The sequence below is a fragment of the Sulfuricella sp. genome (assembly GCF_035531155.1).
Lineage (GTDB): Bacteria > Pseudomonadota > Gammaproteobacteria > Burkholderiales > Sulfuricellaceae > Sulfuricella.
In genome coordinates, this window is the sequence record NZ_DATKTK010000026.1 from 82,058 (window position 1) to 99,441 (window position 17,384).

Sequence of the window (17,384 nt, forward strand, 5' to 3'; positions counted from 1 at the left end):
GTAAATTTGGAAATTGTGGTATTTTAACCCAAATGGACACGAAACGCCTTGAAGAACTCAATCTCAACCACCTGTGGTGGCTGCTGCCGGTCGCCGCGGCGGGCGGACTGTTTTACCTGCTCAGTGCTATCCTCGCACCGTTCCTGTTCGCGGCCATCCTCGCCTACATCTGCAACCCGCTGGTGAACCGGTTGGCCGGCCTGAAAATTCCCCGTACCCTCGGCACCATTCTGGCCATGGTGTTCCTGTTCGGTTTGTTCGCTGCCCTGCTGCTGATCATGATTCCGCTGTTCGAGCAGCAGATCTCCTTGTTCCTAGAGCGCCTGCCGGGCTACCTCGACTGGTTCAGGCAGCATCTGGCGCCTTGGCTGAAAGCCCGATTCGATATTGAGTTGCAGCTCGACAGCGCATATCTCAAACAGGCGCTGGCCGAGCATTGGCAAAGTGCCGGCGGCTTGGCAGCGCAATTCCTGCCCTCGCTCGGAAGCGGCGGTCTGGCACTGGTGGGTTTTTTCGCCAACCTGGTGCTGGTACCGGTGGTACTGTTTTACGTGCTGCGCGACTGGAACCTGATCGTCGCCCGCATCGACGAGGTGATACCACGCCGCTGGCACGAACAAGTCGGTGCGGTGGCTCGGGAGGTGGATGACGTGCTGGGCAGTTTTTTGCGCGGCCAGATCTCGGTGATGCTGCTGATGAGCCTGTTTTACGCGCTCGGCCTGCGGCTGGTCGGGCTGGAACTGGCCTTACCAATCGGAATCATTGCCGGCTTGCTGGTGTTCGTGCCTTACCTCGGCATGATCGTCGGCCTGACCTTGGCCACGCTGGCGGGATTGATGCAGTTCCAGAGCCTGGGTGGAATGATCCCGGTATGGGTCGTATTCGGGGCAGGCCAGGTATTGGAGGGGGTGGTGGTGACGCCCTGGCTGGTGGGCGACCGCATCGGCTTGCACCCGGTGGCAGTGATTTTTGCCGTGCTGGCGTTCGGGCAGCTGTTCGGGTTCTTCGGCGTGCTGCTGGCATTGCCGATGAGCGCGGTGCTGCTGGTGGGGCTGAGGGTGTTGCGGAAGAGCTATCTGGAAAGCGGTTTGTACCGGTAGGTAGGCACAAACGCTACACGCCACTCTGTGGTGCATGGTACAAGTAAAAACGCCCCGGAGCCGTGGCTCCGGGGCGTAGCATTCAAGCGCTAATACTTAGGCGGCTTGGATGTTGGAAGCTTGCTTACCCTTGGGGCCTTGGGTGATTTCAAACTGCACCTTTTGACCTTCTTTCAGGGTTTTGAATCCGCCCATCTGAATCGCGGAGAAGTGCGCGAACAAATCTTCGCTGCCGTCGTCCGGAGTGATGAAGCCGAAACCCTTGGAATCGTTAAACCATTTTACAGTACCAGTTGCCATTACGTAGTCCCTTGCTAATAAAAATACGGGAAACCCCGCGAAAATGCCTGAATTCCAAGACTGCAAACGGCGAAACCGATAGTGCAAAAAACTTGAATCCAAACACCAGACAGTTTTTACGCCTTATATTTTGGCAAGTCAAGCGATAATTAATCCGAATGATTTCAGGGCTAGTCCTTGGGTGAAATTTGTTACATTTTGACAGCACGTTACAGTGAGAGTCAAAGTGGGCGGGTGGGTCATGGAAAGTTTTGGTTTTTACGAGCGTCAGCAGTTTTTTGGGGACACGAAATAGTCCGGGGTCACTGCATGAACCGGAACGGTTCCATCTCCACCGATTCAACCCGCGCACCCAGCAAGACGAGAGTGCCTTCCAGCCGGTTATCGCCGGTATCGCTGAACTCGAAACGATAGGTCCGCCGGATCGCCAGGTGTCCTATTGCGTTACGCCTCAGTGTCAGGGAGGTGACGGTAACCGTGTCGTCGAGAAATTGGACGCCTGCGCTGTGACAGGCGCGTTTGCCCGCATTTCGCGCGGTTTCGAGGGCGCGCAGGCTATCGAGCCAGAATCCCGCCAGCGCGGCAAGCAACAGGATGAAAAGTAAATCCGTGAAATCCATCGGCGAGAAAACAGGATGAATGAAACGCCGAATAATACCCGGTTTTTACGAACCGCTGCAGGCACTGCTCAAGCTGATAGAATACCGATAACCTGATTTCCCTTTAAACCTAAAAACCGCTTTTATCCACAGATGGTCACGGATTAACACAGATAAAACAATGTGTTGTTGAAGACTTGCCGCTCACCCGAAAGGTGATTAAGGTGAGAACGGTAACTCATTGATAATCTGTGTGTATCTGTGTTAATCCGTGGCTGAACTGTTTTTTATAGATTAAAAAATGAAACAGCTACTGCTCGAAATCTCTTCTGACTTCACACCCACGCTGGACAACTTTGTTGCCGGGCGCAATGCGGAAGTGCTGCAAACCCTGAGCGAAAGCGCCGCTGGCGCGCAGCCGGAGCGCTTCATTTACCTCTGGGGCGAGCCTAATGGCGGCAAGACGCATTTGCTGCATGCCTTTGTGGAGGCTGTTTCACGGCGCGGTTTGAAATCGGTTTACGTGCAGTGCGGCGCGGCGCTGCCGGATGATCTGGAGGGCTACGACGCAGTGGCGCTCGACGATGTCGGCCGGCTCGACGGTGAGGGCCAGATCGCGCTGTTCAATCTTTACAACCGGCTGCGCGAAGGGCAGGGGAGGCTTCTGACCAGTGGGCCATGCGCCCCGGCACAGCTCCCGATGCGCCCGGATGTGGTGACCCGGCTCGGCTGGGGGCTGGTATATCAAATTCATGGCCTCAGCGACGACGAGAAGGTGCAGGCGCTACACGCTCACGCCGCAAGCCGCGGCTTCCGGCTCGGGGCTGGAGTGGCGGAATACCTGCTGCGCCATTGGCGGCGCGACCTACCGTCGTTGCTGGGGGCGCTGGATACGCTCGACCGCTACTCCCTCGAAACCAAGCGCCCGATCACCGTACCGTTGTTGCGTGAAACGCTGCATCAGGAATCCTGATTCTGAACTGATGCCTCATCTGCTGGTCGATCTTTCCTATCATGGCTTCGGTCATATCGCCCAGACCGCGCCGGTGGTCAACGTGCTGGCGGAACTCCTGCCCGGTCTGCGGGTGACGCTGCGCAGCGGGGCACCGCACGAACTGCTGGCGCAGCGTTTTCACTGCGATTTCACGCTGGTTCCGCAAGCGCTGGATTTCGGCATGGTGATGGCGGACGCCTTGGCGGTGCGGGTGGAAGAGAGTGCCGATGCCTACCGGGATTTTCACCGTGGCTGGGCGGGCAAGGTGGCGCGAGAAGCGGAAAAGATGGCTGCGCTCGGTCCCGATCTGCTGTTCGCCAATGTGCCTTATCTCAGTCTTGCCGCCGCGGCGCGGGCGGAAATTCCTGCTGTGGCGATGTGCTCCCTCAACTGGGCGGACATCTACGCCCATTACTGCCATGACCGGCCGGAAGCGGCGGAAATCCACCAGCAGATGCTCGATGCTTACCGCAGCGCCGTGTGTTTTCTCAGGCCGCAGCCATCCATGGCAATGGCGGATTTGCCGAATGCCCGTGAAATTGGGCCGATCGCGCGTCTGGGGCGCAACCGCCGCGCCGAGATCGACGCCAAACTGGGGCTTGAAGCTGGCGGCAAGCTGGTGCTGATCGCGATGGGCGGGGTGGCGTTTCGCCTGCCGCTGGAAGGCTGGCCGCGCCTCCCCGGCGTACGCTGGGTGGTGCAGTCCTCCTGGCGGGTGCGCCATCCCGATGCGGTGGAACTGGAAGCCCTCGGCATGGATTTCACCGACGTGCTGGCTTCCTGCGATGCGCTGCTGACCAAGCCGGGCTACGGCAGTTTTGCCGAGGCGGCGTGCAACGGCGTGCCGGTGCTGTATCTTGACCGCAAGGACTGGCCCGAGGCGCCATTCCTGGCGGCCTGGCTGAAGCAACATGGCTGCGGCCTGGAAGTGGGGCGCGAGGCGCTGGAACGGGGGGAAATCATCAATCTGTGGGAGGCGTTGCGCGCCAGGCCAAAAAAGCCGCCGGTTGAAGCCGATGGGGTTCGGCAAGCGGCGGATTATCTAAAGAAAATCCTGGTTTGATGAGTGATTGCCCGCAATGGCCGGCAGTTCTGCCGCACTTTCCTATAATGAATTTTTCATCGGAAAATGTGCGGAGGCGTTTATGCGTACGGCAACCTGTTTTCGTTTTGCGGCGTTTGTTCCCCCCTTACTTAATGGCGGGGAGTGTTTTTGCGCAGCAGTCCGGGGTCGACCCTGGCAGTATGGCGAAGGTCAAACGTGGGGAATATCTCGCGGCCACTGGCCATTGCAATGACTGCCATTCGCCGAAATTGATGACCGCCAATGGGCCGGTGCCCGACCCGAAGCTGCTTTTGTCCGGTCATCCGGCGGCAATCAAGCTGCCGCCGACGCCAGACAAGATCATCGGCCCGGCCAGTTGGGGCGGCGTATTCACTAACGACCTGACGGCGTGGTCCGGGCCTTGGGGAACGAGCTTTGCCGCCAATCTTACTCCCGACAGGGGGACGGGGATCGGCAACTGGACCGAACAGACCTTTACTCAAGCGATGCGTACCGGCAAGCACCTGGGGGTCGGACGGGCTATTCTGCCGCCGATGCCGTGGTATAACGTGGCGCGGCTTAGCGACGAAGACCTGAGCGCGCTCTTCGCTTATCTGAAGGCGCTGCCACCGGTAAAAAACGCGGTGCCCGGCCCGATCCCGCCGAACAACGGGAAGTAAGTTAGGCGAGCGCCCGGGAACGGGCGCTCCGGGGATTACTGAGGATGCTGGTTTGTTTCCTCGGCGATCTGCTTATGCACTTCCACCATGTCGAGCCCCCGCACCTGTTCGATCAGCTGCTCCAGCCCGGAGGCAGGCAAGGCGCCGGCTTCGGCGTAGATGACCACTTTTTCGCGAAACACCATCAGGGTCGGTATCGAGCGGATCTGGAAATAGCCGGCGAGATCGGTTTCCGCTTCGGTATTGACCTTGGCGAAGGTGATGTCAGGGTGTTTCTCCGACATTTGTTCGTAGGTGGGGGCGAAGGAGCGGCATGGGCCGCACCACGGTGCCCAGAAATCCACGATCACGATGTCATCGCCGATGATGGTGCCTTCGAAATTGTCCTGGTTAAGGTCAACGGTTGCCATGCTTGTTTCTCCAGAAAAATGATGGGCGCCGAGAGGGGAATAAGGGCTCCCCGGCGCAATTCGATAAAATATCATTAAGTGCTAATATGGTCCACTGTCGCAATTATTCTGCTGCCGAGACCTTTGTCAGGTGAACGCCATGAACCCCAACCCTATTCCCGATGCCCTGCTGCTGCTCGCACCCGGCTGTCCCCACTGCCCGGCGGTGCTGGAGGGGCTGGGCGCTTTGCTCAAGGAAGGCGTGATCGGGCGACTGGAAGCGGTCAACGTCGTCGTTCATCCGGGACGTGCAGCGGCGCTGGGAGCGAGGACAGTGCCATGGGTCAGGATCGGGCCGTTCGAACTGGAGGGGGCGCTGACTCCCGGCGAGCTGCGTCGCTGGGCGGAACGGGCCGACAGCCTGGACGGCATGGCGGACTATTTCTTCCAGATGCTGAAAAGCGGACGGCGCTCCAGGGTTGAGGAAATGGCGCGGCAGGAGCCGCTCAGGTTGCGGGCGCTGGTGCGCCTGATGGAGCGGCCGGATACCAGCATGGCAGCGCGTCTGGGGATCGGCGCAGTGCTCGAGGAACTAAGCGGCAGCGGGCTTGCCGAAACGATGATCCCCGACCTGGGGGCGCTGGCCAGGAGCGGCGACGCGCTCACCCGGGCGGATGCCTGTCATTTTCTGTCCCTGATCGGCGGCGCGGAAGTGGCGCCATACCTTCGCGCCTGCCTTGAGGACGAGGACAATGCGGTGCGCGAGATCGCCGCCGAATCGCTGGAGGAATTGGAGCAAAAATGAGTAAGGCATTCACGCGCGAGAACGATGGCGCCGAGGAAGATGAGCTGGAGCCGGCGCTGCAACTGCCTCTGGGGCTGAAGAACTACATCACCCCGGCGGGATACCAGAGCCTCAAGGACGAGTTCGACCAGCTTTGGAAAGCCGAGCGACCGGCCCTGGTGAAGACCATCACCTGGGCCGCCTCCAACGGCGACCGCTCGGAAAACGGCGATTACATCTACGGCAAGAAGCGGCTGCGCGAGATTGACCGGCGCATCCGCTTCCTCTCCAAACGCCTGGACAACGCCGAAGTGGTCGATCCGGCTGAGCGCGAGGAATGCGGCCAGGTGTTTTTCGGCGCCACCGTGACGGTGTACGGCCAGGATGGGGTGGAACACACCTACAGCATCGTCGGCGTGGACGAAGCCGATGCCGGGCGCGGCCGGATCAGCTGGGTTTCGCCACTGGCGCGGGCGCTGCTCAAGGCGCGCGAGGGCGACGTGATCACCCTACAGACTCCGGGCGGGAAAGAAGAACTCGAGGTGACGGAAATCCGCTATGTGGCGCTGAGCTTGAACTGATCGGCGCTTTCCCGCCCGACCGCCTGATTGAGGAAATCAATCAATTCCCCGGCGTGGCGTTCCGCCTCGTGGGATGAATCGTGGTCGCCGGCCAGGATCAGCAAACGAACCTGGTCGCCGGGCCGCTGGGCGTAGATCGCCATGGCATCCTCGACCGGCACGGTGGTGTCGTCGCTGCCGTGCACCAGCAGCACCGGGCAGCGGACCTGACGGATGGTGTTGCGCGGGGCGATGTCGCTGAAGCGGTGGCCGATGGCGCGCTGGACGTAACGCAGCACAGTGCGGCCGAGCGGGAAATAGGGAACGTGATGCGCGGCGAGGAATCGCCGCATCATGCTTTCCGGATCGGCAAAGGCGGCAATGCTCGCCACCGCGGCCAGATCGCTGCGGCGCGAGGCAACCAGGAGCGCCGCTGCGGCACCCACCGAATGCCCCAATGCGGCCAGCCTGGTGGCATCCACATCGGGCTGCAACGCCAGCCAGTCGAGCGCGTGCTCCAGGTCCTCGGCAAAGCGCGGCAGGGAAGAAAAGCCGTCGCTATCGCTGCGGCCATGGTTGCGCGAGTCGAACAGGAGCACGGCATAGCCGGCACTATGCAGCGGTTGCGCCAGCGGCAGCATCATTTCGGCGTTGCCGCCCCAGCCGTGCAGCACGGCCACAGCCGGAGCGGGGCCGGCAGCCGGAGGCGGGACGAACCAGGCGAACAGGCGCTTGCCGTTCTCGGTCGGGATCGAGACTTCCCGGTATGTTAGGCCGTACTGTTCAGGGCTGCCCTGTTCGATGATGCGCGGTGCGCGGAAGCCGTTGCGGATAATCAAGGGGAAGGCGGCTGCCATTGCGGCGATGATCAGCAATACTGTAGTCGCCAAAGTCGCCAAAGTGGTCACAGCGGCGGCAGTCCGTACAACTCCATCAGGAAATTGGTGAACACCGGGATCTTGCCGTGTTTGCCCGGATCCTGCCGGTAGCGGGCGCGCACCTCGGCCAGTTTTTTCCGCATCAGCGACTGGGATTCGGCCTGGTCGATGCGGTTGTGGTCGCGCTCCTCGGCAAGATGGTGGTAATAGGCGAACACCTCGTCGTCGTAAAGGTTTCTGCCCACCAGCTCGATGCGCTTGATGTCGAGCCGGTCCGCCGCCTGCACCTTGGTGATCTTGTTGGTCTTGACCAGTCCGGCCAGGTATCCCGCCTCCTGCCGCAGCGCGTCCTGCCGCGTGTCCTTCCATGGCATGGCCGCGCAGCCGGCCAGGGCCAAGATCAACATCAGGGATTTTATTATCTTAAGCATGGTTGATTAGTTCCACGGAATTACGCTGCAGGTGCAATTCAACATGCCGGCCTGCCCGAATGGCCAACGTAATCAGCATATCCAGGCTGAACTTCTCCCACTTGCCCCGCATTAGATTGGAAACGCGGGACTGCGATACACCGAGCACTTCGGCGGTCTTCGCCTGAGTCCAGCTCCGGCCACGGATGATGAGGCGAAGCTCGCCCATCAATTGCGAGCGCATGGCAAGCAAGGTCGCCTCCTCGGGCGAAAATCCCGGATCGGCGAACACGTCACAGCTCGACTCGATGATTTTTTCGGCTTCCATCAAGTTACCCTCCAATTTGTCGGAAACGCCGGCGGACGAGTTCGATGTCTTCCTGCAGGGGTTTTTTTGTGACTTTTTCTGGAACGCATGCAGCATATAAATCGGATCAGCGAACTTGGCTACGTAAATAACGCACCATTCGCCGAGCACATGCACGCATTTCCTTTACGCCGACACCAATGGAAGGCATCGGCCTACAGTCGGACGGTTCAAGCCCGGCTGCGCCTGCCATAGCTCGTGACCGGCGGCACGTTTAGTCTCTGCCGGGAAATCTGCCATGTCGTCGAGGCTCGAACCGACAAATCGCAGAGCTACCATGAATTGAATATATCCATGCTTAGATAATTAATCAAAGTATTTCGATGATTGTAATTGGAATCCATCCCTCTCCCTACCATTGCGCCATCAACAGGCACAGGATGCTTGCCATGTATCGTGAATTTGAAGGGAAACCTCAGTACCCCGTTTGCTTCTTCTTAACGTGTTCTTAACGGAAATGGGTAGAAAATATTTCAGCAAATCTAATTTCACTGATTAATGTCAGGTTCATGTCAGGTTCATGCGCTACCGTCAACTCAAGACATTGGCATCCTGGAACTATATAAAATTTGTATAACTTTAAGAATTAAGAACAATCGTGATAACGGCACCCCAATAGTGTTGTGTAACTGACCCGTACAGTCTATTAATTGCATCAAAAGAAACGACGGCGAAACGGTTTGAGTTGGAAATGCTGTTTTTTGAAAGGGAGAATAATGCGTAGAATCACAATGACAATACAGCGTACCATCTTGCGCCAGGCGGCTCTGGTCTTCGGCGTGCTGGGAATAGCGGCGGCGATGTTCCCGGTGGATTCGCAGGCGCTCCCGCTTTTCGCGCGCCAAACTGGGCAGAACTGCGTGGCCTGCCACGCCGGCGGACAATTTCCCGAACTGACGCCCTATGGCCGGATGTTCAAGATGACCGGCTACACCATCGGCGACCGAGTCGCCGTGCCGTTGTCGGTTATGGGGCTCGTCGCTTCCTCGAAGGTCAAAGACACATCCAAAAGCGACAATCCGGCAGGGGATTTCTCGAAAAACGGGACGCCCCTTTTCTCGGGCGGAAGCGTCTTCCTCGGCGGCAAGATCACCGACAACATCGGCGCGTTCATACAGTGGACCTACGACAATTTCGCCGTCCAGAATGCCGACGGCGGTTACTCAGGACACTCATCAACAGACAACGTCGACATCCGCTATGCAGACCGGTTCATCGACATGAATAGGGATCTGATCTTCGGCGTCAGTCTGAACAACAATCCATCGGTTTCTGATCCGTGGAATACCGCCGCAGCCTGGATGCAATATGTTCCCGTGCCCAGCCCAACCAGCAGCCAGTTCATCGATGGGGCCGCCCCATTCCCCGGCTTCGGCGCCGGCGGAAATCTTGCCGGCGTTAACCTGTATATGTATTTGAACAAGTTGGTCTATGCGGAACTAGGCACTTACCAGACGGCCAACGGGATTTTCTCTCCTCTGAGTGCGGGCTTGGACAATGCGAGCAGGACAAAACTACAGGGCGCCGACAACCCCTATTGGCGGCTGGCGCTAACGCACGAGTGGGGTGCGCATAACATCATGGTCGGCACCTCAGGCATGATCGCACACGTCTACGACGACCCTACGGACACATCGGATCCAAACAGCATTTTCCGTGTATTGAACACCGGACTCGATGCCCAATATCAGTATATCCTCGATCCTCATACGATCACGGCACAGGTTGCCTACATGAGACAGAGAACAAACTATTCGCCTAATACTGTCGCTGCCAATGTCGGGGCTGGGTCGCCTTTGTTTTTTGCCGCCGACGGATCACCCTTGGCTGACGGCAATGATTCCGACACGACCAACACGTTCCGCGCCAAGTTGTCCTATGTTTATCAGGCCAAATACGGCGGCAGTTTGGCCTACTTCAATCTAACCGGCACAACTAACACTGCGCACCAGACCTCGGGTTACGATCCAATATTTGGCATAACAAGCGATCCCGGTGGATCGCTCGGCGCGACCGGAGTGTCACAACGCGTTAACGGCAACCTCTCAGGCAACCCCGCCACGCGCGGCTTGACCTACGAAGCGTTCTGGATGCCAGTGCAATATGCTCGCGTCGGTGTGCAGTACACCGCCTACAGCAAGTACAACGGCGCAACCGACAACTACGATGGTTTGGGCAGAAACGCGCAGGACAACAATTCGCTCTTTTTCTATGTGTGGGGTGCGTATTGAGATCCCTGTCGAAGTTCCTGCCCGAAATCGTTATGCCGCATACCCGACACGATAGTCGGAATCTTCGGAGATTCGAGATGAAAAAAATCTTTTTAACGCTGGCTGTCGGACTAGCCGCGGCCAGTTCCGGCTGCTCCAACCTCGAGCGCTCTCGCGACCTCGCCAACCCGAATGTCCCTCCGGCGGTAACCGCCGTCCAGGTCTGTTCGAACTGCCACGGTATCGACGGCAATTCCGTGTCGCCGAATTTCCCGCGACTCGCCGGGCAGCAGCCAGCCTACATCATCGCCCAGTTGGAGAATTTCAGAGGCCAACACCGCTCCGACCCGGCCGGCTTTGAATATATGTGGGGCTTAAGCCACCACCTCACCGACAATCAAATCAAGGGACTCGCCGAATACTTCGCCAAGCAGGTTCCGCAGCCCAACGCACCGGTCGATGCGCAGAAAATGGCCGCCGGTAAGGAGATTTACGAGAAAGGGCTTCCGGCAAAAGAAGCCCCCCCCTGTATTGCTTGCCATGGACCCAAAGCGGAGGGGCTCGCGACCTTCCCCCGGTTGGCGAATCAGCACCAAGACTACTTGATGAAGCAGTTGCAAGTTTTCCAGAGAACGGATCAACGGCCGAATACGCCGATGACGCAAATCGCGCACCTGATTTCCCATGAGGAAATGGAGGCCGTGACTGGCTATTTGCAGGCGTTTCCCAACGACAAATAACTGGATCCTGTCGTTACCGGCGGCCTGCCGGTAACAACAGACGTCCGTAACGGAGGTTTTCATGAAAAGATATTTAGCCGCTTTCGCAATGATGAGCGCTCTGGTCACGCCCGCGCGCGCTGCCGACAGCTACGCCACCGATTCCGAATTTACCGTCCCGGTTTTTGAGGTCACTCATCTGGGTTTCACAACACAACACGGCCGTTTCAATAAGACGAGCGGCAAAGTTATGATCGACTTCGCGGCCAAGACGGGTAGCGTCGACTTCACGGTCTACACTGAGTCACTTGATATGGGCTGGGGGGCTTGGACGAAACATTTGTCCGACGAGGGCTTGTTCAATGTGAAGAAGTTTCCGACCATGACCTTCAAATCGGACAAACTGATTTTCGATGGCAACAAAGTTGTCGCGGCGGAAGGGCAATTCACCATGATCGGCGTGACCAAACCCCTCAAGGTTACGGTGAACGGTTTCCAGTGCGGCTCCAACCCGGTGAGCAAGAAACCGATGTGCGCCGGCGATGTCACGGCGACCCTCAAGCGCTCTGATTTCGGGTTGACCAAATACATCCCGGCGGTTAGCGACGAAGTCAAAATCAGCGTCCCGGTCGAAGCTTACAAGAACTGAGTCGGGTGGCCTGAGTAGTGCCCGCATACGATCCTTGCTCATTCCAGAGCCGGGGACGTATGCATCTATTGGGTCGCAAAGCTGCTGATGCGCAACACGGATTGACCCTCCTGCGCGTTGAAGGGCCAGTCCGATGATCGGAATGATGAACGTCACACGCTTAATGACTGGATCTAATGAAATAGCCCGCAATAGCGGGCTATTTTTTTTCCACAAAGCGGAACGAAATATTGAGCGGGCCTAGTGCTGCAGTCGTCCATACAGCCGGCTGTAAAGCCCGTCGCCCTTGATCAACTCATCGTGCATGCCTTCCTCGATGATCTGGCCGCCATCGAACACGTAGGCCCGGTCAGCTTGTTTCACCGCGGAGAGGCGATGGGCGATGATCAGGGTGGTGCGATTTTTCAGAAACTCGCGCAGCGCGTCATGCAGTTTCGCTTCGGTTTCGGCATCGAGCGCCGAGGTGGCCTCGTCCAGGATCACCACCTGCGGGTCGGACAGCACCATACGCGCGATCGCCAGACGCTGGCGCTGGCCGCCGGAGAGGCGCACGCCTTGGCGACCGACCACGGTGTCGATGCCGCACGGCAGCTCGCGCACGGTATCGGCCAGCTGCGCCACTTCCAGAGCTTGCCACAGCTGTGGGTCGGTGAGCTCGCGGCCCAGAGTCAGGTTCATGCGCACCGTGTCGTTGAATAGCGCCGGATGTTGCAGCACGGTGGCGACATGGCTGCGCACCACTTCCATGCCGATTTCGGTCATCGGCACGCCGTCGAAATTCACCGTGCCGGAGTCGGGCGGATAGAGGCCGAGTATCACCTGCACCAGGGTCGACTTGCCGCCGCCGGAAGCGCCCACCAGCGCCACTTTTTCGCCCGGCCGGATTTTCAGGCTGACGCCGTTCAGCACCGGCGTTTCGCCGTAGCTGAAGCAGACGTTCTCGACTTCGACGCCGACGGTATGCTTGCCGGCGAAGGGATCCTTCAGGTGTGGGTAATGCGGCTCTTCCTTGAGTTCGAGCAGGCGGTTGATGCGTCCCAGCGCCGCCTTGGCGGCGTAAAAAGCGTACTGGATGCCGAGGATTTCCTGCACCGGGCCCATCATGAACCAGAGGTAGCCGAACACCGCCATCATCTGGCCGATGCTGAGATTGGAGTACACCACCATCAGCATGCTGATGGCGCGGAATACGTCGAAGCCGAACAGGAACACCATGAACGACAGTCGTCCGGCCGCATCGCTTTTCCACGAGAAAGCGGCAGCGTGGGTGCGGATGCCGCGCGCCCGTTCGATCACCTGAGCAATATAGTGGCGTTCGCGGTTGATGGCGCGGATTTGCTGGATTGCGTCCAGGGTTTCGGTGAGCGCCTGCTGGAACAGCTCGAAGGCGCTGTTTTCGCGCTTCTTCAAATCTTTCACGCGCTTGCCCAGCACCGTGGTGAAATAGATGACCGCCGGATTGAGAAGCAGGATGAACAGCGCCAGCTGCCAGTGCATCCACAGCAGAACGATGGCGGTGCCGATGATGGACAGCAGCGCCACCAGGAATTTGGACACCGAGGCACCGATGAAATTGTCCACCGCATCGAGGTCTTTGACGAAGTGGGAGGCGACTGCGCCGCTACCCAGCGTTTCGTACTCCGACATGGCAATGCGGCTCAAGCGCAGCAGCATCTGCTCGCGCATGCGGAAGACCACGTCCTTGGCGATCAGGGTGAAGCTGCGGCCCTGCCATACGCCCAGGATCAGCGCTGTCAGCCGCAGTGCCAGCGTCACCGCCAGCACCGCGCCGATGTACAGCACCGGCCCGTGCCAGGCGGCGGGGAAATGGCTGTCCAGCCAAGCCACCAGCCGACCGGGCTGGTGCAGCAGCACTTCGTCCACCAGCAGCGGCATCAGGAGCGGAATCGGCACGCTTGCCACCGCCGCCAGGATGGCGACGATGTGGGCGCTGATCAGGTCCTTCTTGTGCTCGCGGACGATACCGAGGATGGAGGACCAGGTGTAGGCGGCAGACATCGAATTACGGCAGCAGTTTTACGTCCTCGATCACCACATTCTCCAGCGGCACGTCCGAGGGCAGGGGGTCGCGCTGCCCGGTTTTCACCTTGGAAATCTTCATGACCACGTCCTGGCCTTTCACCACCTTGCCGAACACCGCGTAGCCCCAGCCTTGCATTTTGGGAACGGTATGGTCGAGGAAGGGGTTGTCCCTGACGTTGATGAAGAACTGCGCCTTGGCGGAATGCGGGTCATTGGTGCGCGCCATGGCGATGGTGTAAGTCTCGTTTTTCAGGCCGTTGGTGGCCTCATTCCGGATCGGGTAAAAGGTTTCCTTTTCCATTAGCCTGGTATCGAAACCGCCGCCCTGGATCATGAAGTTGTCGATCACGCGGTGGAATACCGTGCCCTTGTAGAAGCCGACCTTGACGTATTTGAGGAAATTTTCCACCGTCTTCGGCGCCTTGTCCGGGTAGAGTTCGAGTGTGAAGCTGCCAAGATTGGTCTTCATCTCGACCATGGGATTGGCGGCGTAAACATTCAGGTTAAGCAGCAGCCCGCAAACGAGGGTAACCCAGCGCATTTTCATTGATTTTCTCTCCGAAGTTGATTGAAAAAAGTTAAGGTCTCAGGTGGTAGAAACGATAGTCCAGGGTCAGTCCCTTCAGTCCGTCGAAGCGGCTTCCCACTGCGTCACCAAGTTTGGTCAGACGTTCGTCGGGGTGGGGGTGGGTTTTGAACAGTAGCGCCACGCTGCCGCTGTCGCCGGCTGCGGAGTGGCCGATCTCCTGCAGCACTTCGGGCAGGCCGAAGGCGTCGTAGCCGGCGCGCGCAGCCAGCACCACGGCGATGCGGTCGGCTTCGAATTCGGCGTTCTTGTCGAGCGAGCGCGAGACGATTTCCGCGCCGCTGCCGATCAGGTTGTGGATTTTTTCGTCGCTCCCCACCTGCTTCGCCAGCAGTTTTCCGCCCAAGTCCACCAGTTGGCTTTGCTGCAAAATTTTCAGGTGGTGCTTGCGGATGACGTGGCCGATTTCGTGCGCCAGCACACCCGCCAGTTCGGCTTCGTTGCCAAGCAACTGGTATAGCCCGCGGGTGACGAAGATGTAGCCGCCGGGCGCGGCGAAGGCGTTGATGTCTTTCGATTCGATCACGCCGAAGTGCCAGGCGAGATCGGGACGCTCGCTCTGGCTGGCGACCCAGCGACCGACGTTGTTGACGTATTTCTGCAGCTGCCTGTCTTTCACCAGCGGTGCGGCGCCGAGCAGGTTGCCGGCAATCTCGCGGCCGATGGCGATTTCTTCCTCCTCGGAATAGCCGCCCAGGCCCGCTGACTTGCCCGGTTTTTGCAGTTCCTGTTCCGCGGCCTTTTTCAGCTCTTGCATCAAGTCGAAGCCGTGTGCCGCACCGAGGCACAGCAGTAGACCCAGCCCGGTTAGCCATCTGACTAGCGCGCGGTTCATGGTTGTTCTCCCTGTGCCGGGTCGGGCAGGTAATCCAGCTTGCGCGCTGACAGTTTGCCTTTGGCGGCGAATTTTTTCGCCTCCGCCCGGCTGGTGAGGCTGGATTCCGCCAGCTTCAGTTCAGCCTCGTTGAATTTGGCTGCTTTGAGTTCTTCCTCGTTGAGACCGCGGATGCCGGTGGTGGCGACCACCCGCCCGGTCCCGGCCCGTCCCGAAGCGAGTCTGGCCAAGCCGGCGATTTCACTGCCGGCCGAGGCCTTGCGTGCCTCGCCACGGCGGATGCTGAGCATGCGCACCCAGCCGCTGCCCCGGGCACTTTTTACCTGGAACCAGCTGCCATCCTTCTTCAGGATTTCCACCTTGTCGCCGGTGGCCAGCTTGCCGACGGTTTTGGCATCGCGGAACGGCTCCGCTTTCAGTTCGTCCGCCTTGACCGCGGCGCCGCTCACGCCGGCGTGGGCGATCGGCGCCGCCAGCAGCAATGCGGCCAGCAGGATGTTGAAACAGCGTGTCGCGTGCGTCATGATTTCCCCTTTTTTGTCTCTTTCCAGCGTAGCAGCGTTTCGGCGAACAATGCGCGCCAGCTGTTGCGTGCCTCTTCTCCGCCGATAATCAGTCCTTCGTGGACGAACCAGTTCACGTCATTATCTGCAGTTGCAGCATGTTTCCGCAAGAGAGGTCGGATCGCCCGTGCTACCTCGCTGATGTCGCGGACGATGCGTAGCCGACTATCTTCGTCGTCCGCCGGGCGCAGCCAGGAAATCGCCAGGGTGTCCTCAAACAGGTCCCAGATGCCTTTTTGCCGGCCAGTGAGGATTTCCACGCTCTTCGTTGCGCTGCCGGTTTTTTCCAGTCTCCGGCGGATTTTTTCGCGCGCGCCTTCGCTCAGCACACCCGCCTGCCCGCCAAGGCGGATCAGCATCAGCACGCCGTGCAGCTCGCCGCCGTGCTCTTGCGACGTCCGCACCGAGCTTGTTTCCAGCGCCTTGCCGGTGGCGAAGGCGTACAGCCGGGCGAGGGTGAAGTAGGCCAGGCCGAGGGTGACCGGGCCGGTAAGGTTGATGTAGGTGGTGGTGAAGTTGATGCTGGCGTAGGAAATGGTCAGAAGAATGAATTGCGAAGCGCCGAACAGCCTATCGAATTTGTCCTGCCCGATGTTGCGGTAGAACCCCCAGGCGGTCGCCCAGACGATGGCGAGCGTCAGCAGCAGGTAGGCGATGCGGGCATCGGGAAAGCGCAGGTAGTCGTCGTGCTTGAAGTTGTCGATGGCGGTGGCGAGGATTTCCACGCCGGGATGCATGCGGCTGAGCGGCGTCGGCTTGACGTCGAACAGGCTGGGCGCGGTCGAACCGATGATGACGATCTTGCCGGTGAATTCGTCCGGCGGGCGCTGTTTGTTCTTGCTGGTCAGGTCGACAAAGACGTCGCTGAAGCTCACCGAACGGTAGGTGAAGGGCCGGCCGCGCCAGTTGAGCAGCACCCGCTGCGCTTCGGGCTGGGGAAACTTCAGTTGCTGGGCAATGCGCAGCGGCAGCGAGGGGATTTTCCAGCCGTAATCGTCGCGGTAAACCGGATACTGGCGGACGATGCCGTCGGCATCCGGGGTGATGTTGTGCAGCCCGAGCCGGCTGCCTTCCAGCGCCGCCTTGAAGTGCGGCAGCACCATCGCCAGCGTGGCATCGCGCTGCGCCTCGTTGTCCCGTGCAACCACGCCCGGGATCATGGCCGGCTTGATCTGGCTCAGGGCGTCGTCGGCCGGATCGAGCCGCAGCATCGGGAAAAAAGTGTTGCCGGTGGCGGCGATGGCGGCGTCGAAATAGGCGTCGCTGTCCGGGTTGTATACGTCCGGGTCGCTGAACAGGATGTCGAACACCACCGCCTGCGGCCGCTGCTTTTCGATCTGTTCGACAAACTCTCCCAGCACCTGCCGCGGCCACGGCCAGCGACCGTATTCTTTTGACATCGCGGCAAGGCTCGCCTCGTTGATGTCGACGATGACGATATCCTTGTCGGGCGTGGGCACGACGACGCGGTAGCGCACCATCATGTCGAAGGCAGTCTGCTTCATCTCTGCGGCGAAATGGAGGAAAAACGCATCGAACACGATCAGCGCGGTGAATATCCCGGCCAGATAGAGATAAAAGCCGTTCTTCCACTTCTTTGCCAGAAAATCGGAGAGTCGGCCGAGGATTTTTCTCGGCCGGCTTGAAAGGGGGACGGGAGAACTCATGTCTTG

General features: G+C 59.3%; 20 protein-coding genes. 9 read left to right on the forward strand and 11 right to left on the reverse strand.

Translation table 11 applies throughout. From position 1 onward, the window contains the following. The first annotated feature begins 32 nt into the window (after window positions 1-32). Window positions 33-1,100, forward strand: a complete 1,068-nt coding sequence (locus tag VMV64_RS04670) for an AI-2E family transporter (RefSeq protein WP_325328785.1) — start codon at window positions 33-35, stop codon at window positions 1,098-1,100. 96 nt (window positions 1,101-1,196) lie between these two features. On the opposite strand, the gene cspE is transcribed toward VMV64_RS04670, so the two are convergent. Both cspE and VMV64_RS04680 read right to left on the reverse strand, forming a co-directional pair. Further along, window positions 1,197-1,400, reverse strand: a complete 204-nt coding sequence (gene cspE, locus VMV64_RS04675; protein ID WP_009205360.1) for a transcription antiterminator/RNA stability regulator CspE — start codon at window positions 1,398-1,400, stop codon at window positions 1,197-1,199. A 302-nt stretch (window positions 1,401-1,702) separates the two neighbouring features. Next, window positions 1,703-2,020, reverse strand: a complete 318-nt coding sequence (locus tag VMV64_RS04680) for a DUF3301 domain-containing protein (protein WP_325328786.1) — start codon at window positions 2,018-2,020, stop codon at window positions 1,703-1,705. A 280-nt stretch (window positions 2,021-2,300) separates the two neighbouring features. Here VMV64_RS04680 and hda point away from each other — a divergent pair, with 280 nt between their 5' ends. The 3 genes from hda to VMV64_RS04695 all read left to right on the forward strand — a co-directional run bounded on the left by hda (window position 2,301) and on the right by VMV64_RS04695 (window position 4,718). Further along, on the forward strand, window positions 2,301-2,972 hold the full coding sequence (gene hda, locus VMV64_RS04685) for a DnaA regulatory inactivator Hda (protein ID WP_325328787.1): 672 nt from the start codon (window positions 2,301-2,303) through the stop codon (window positions 2,970-2,972). A gap of 10 nt (window positions 2,973-2,982) precedes the next feature. After that, complete coding sequence (locus VMV64_RS04690) at window positions 2,983-4,056, forward strand: hypothetical protein (protein ID WP_325328788.1); 1,074 nt, start codon at window positions 2,983-2,985, stop codon at window positions 4,054-4,056. A 116-nt stretch (window positions 4,057-4,172) separates the two neighbouring features. Further along, the gene (locus tag VMV64_RS04695; protein ID WP_325328789.1) at window positions 4,173-4,718 is read left to right on the forward strand and encodes a hypothetical protein; all 546 of its coding nucleotides are present in this window, start codon (window positions 4,173-4,175) and stop codon (window positions 4,716-4,718) included. Window positions 4,719-4,753: 35 nt separating this feature from the next. On the opposite strand, the gene trxA is transcribed toward VMV64_RS04695, so the two are convergent. Beyond that, window positions 4,754-5,128 carry a thioredoxin gene (gene trxA / locus VMV64_RS04700; protein ID WP_325328790.1) on the reverse strand — a complete coding sequence of 125 codons (375 nt, stop codon included), beginning with the start codon at window positions 5,126-5,128 and terminating at the stop codon, window positions 4,754-4,756. Between the two features lie 139 nt (window positions 5,129-5,267). On the opposite strand from trxA, the gene VMV64_RS04705 reads away from it, so the two are divergent. After that, entirely contained in the window at window positions 5,268-5,912 is a 645-nt protein-coding gene (locus tag VMV64_RS04705) for a HEAT repeat domain-containing protein (RefSeq protein WP_325328791.1), read from the forward strand. Next, complete coding sequence (greB, locus tag VMV64_RS04710; protein WP_325328792.1) at window positions 5,909-6,472, forward strand: transcription elongation factor GreB; 564 nt, start codon at window positions 5,909-5,911, stop codon at window positions 6,470-6,472. Before VMV64_RS04705 ends, greB begins: the two co-directional genes overlap by 4 nt. Here the strand turns inward: greB and VMV64_RS04715 are convergent. Genes VMV64_RS04715 through VMV64_RS04725 form a run of 3 tightly spaced genes read right to left on the reverse strand, consistent with a single transcriptional unit; the run spans window position 6,448 to window position 8,217 of the window. Then, on the reverse strand, window positions 6,448-7,359 hold the full coding sequence (locus VMV64_RS04715) for an alpha/beta hydrolase family protein (RefSeq protein ID WP_325328793.1): 912 nt from the start codon (window positions 7,357-7,359) through the stop codon (window positions 6,448-6,450). The two genes, greB and VMV64_RS04715, sit on opposite strands and share 25 nt — an antisense overlap. Next, window positions 7,356-7,760 carry a hypothetical protein gene (locus VMV64_RS04720; RefSeq protein ID WP_325328794.1) on the reverse strand — a complete coding sequence of 135 codons (405 nt, stop codon included), beginning with the start codon at window positions 7,758-7,760 and terminating at the stop codon, window positions 7,356-7,358. The genes VMV64_RS04715 and VMV64_RS04720 overlap by 4 nt, the downstream gene beginning before the upstream one ends. Continuing rightward, window positions 7,753-8,217 (reverse strand): XRE family transcriptional regulator, encoded by a 465-nt coding sequence (locus tag VMV64_RS04725; RefSeq protein ID WP_325328795.1) that lies wholly within the window; start codon window positions 8,215-8,217, stop codon window positions 7,753-7,755. Before VMV64_RS04725 ends, VMV64_RS04720 begins: the two co-directional genes overlap by 8 nt. 605 nt (window positions 8,218-8,822) lie before the next feature. Here VMV64_RS04725 and VMV64_RS04730 point away from each other — a divergent pair. The 3 genes from VMV64_RS04730 (at window position 8,823) to VMV64_RS04740 (ending at window position 11,684) form a co-directional block, all read left to right on the forward strand. Further along, window positions 8,823-10,337, forward strand: coding sequence for a cytochrome C (locus VMV64_RS04730; RefSeq protein ID WP_325328796.1), 1,515 nt, complete (start codon window positions 8,823-8,825; stop codon window positions 10,335-10,337). 77 nt (window positions 10,338-10,414) lie between these two features. Next, window positions 10,415-11,056, forward strand: coding sequence for a c-type cytochrome (locus VMV64_RS04735; RefSeq protein WP_325328797.1), 642 nt, complete (start codon window positions 10,415-10,417; stop codon window positions 11,054-11,056). A gap of 61 nt (window positions 11,057-11,117) precedes the next feature. Next, window positions 11,118-11,684, forward strand: coding sequence for a YceI family protein (locus VMV64_RS04740; RefSeq protein ID WP_325328798.1), 567 nt, complete (start codon window positions 11,118-11,120; stop codon window positions 11,682-11,684). A gap of 240 nt (window positions 11,685-11,924) precedes the next feature. Here the strand turns inward: VMV64_RS04740 and VMV64_RS04745 are convergent, their stop codons facing one another. Genes VMV64_RS04745 through VMV64_RS04765 form a run of 5 tightly spaced genes read right to left on the reverse strand, consistent with a single transcriptional unit; the run spans window position 11,925 to window position 17,378 of the window. Beyond that, entirely contained in the window at window positions 11,925-13,703 is a 1,779-nt protein-coding gene (locus VMV64_RS04745) for an ABC transporter ATP-binding protein (RefSeq protein ID WP_325328799.1), read from the reverse strand. Window positions 13,704-13,707: 4 nt separating this feature from the next. Beyond that, window positions 13,708-14,274 (reverse strand): peptidylprolyl isomerase, encoded by a 567-nt coding sequence (locus tag VMV64_RS04750; RefSeq protein ID WP_325328800.1) that lies wholly within the window; start codon window positions 14,272-14,274, stop codon window positions 13,708-13,710. A 31-nt stretch (window positions 14,275-14,305) separates the two neighbouring features. Continuing rightward, on the reverse strand, window positions 14,306-15,148 hold the full coding sequence (locus tag VMV64_RS04755) for a M48 family metalloprotease (RefSeq protein ID WP_325328801.1): 843 nt from the start codon (window positions 15,146-15,148) through the stop codon (window positions 14,306-14,308). Continuing rightward, the gene (locus VMV64_RS04760) at window positions 15,145-15,672 is read right to left on the reverse strand and encodes an SH3 domain-containing protein (RefSeq protein WP_325328802.1); all 528 of its coding nucleotides are present in this window, start codon (window positions 15,670-15,672) and stop codon (window positions 15,145-15,147) included. Before VMV64_RS04760 ends, VMV64_RS04755 begins: the two co-directional genes overlap by 4 nt. After that, window positions 15,669-17,378 carry a CHASE2 domain-containing protein gene (locus VMV64_RS04765; protein WP_325328803.1) on the reverse strand — a complete coding sequence of 570 codons (1,710 nt, stop codon included), beginning with the start codon at window positions 17,376-17,378 and terminating at the stop codon, window positions 15,669-15,671. Before VMV64_RS04765 ends, VMV64_RS04760 begins: the two co-directional genes overlap by 4 nt. Window positions 17,379-17,384 lie beyond the last annotated feature (6 nt).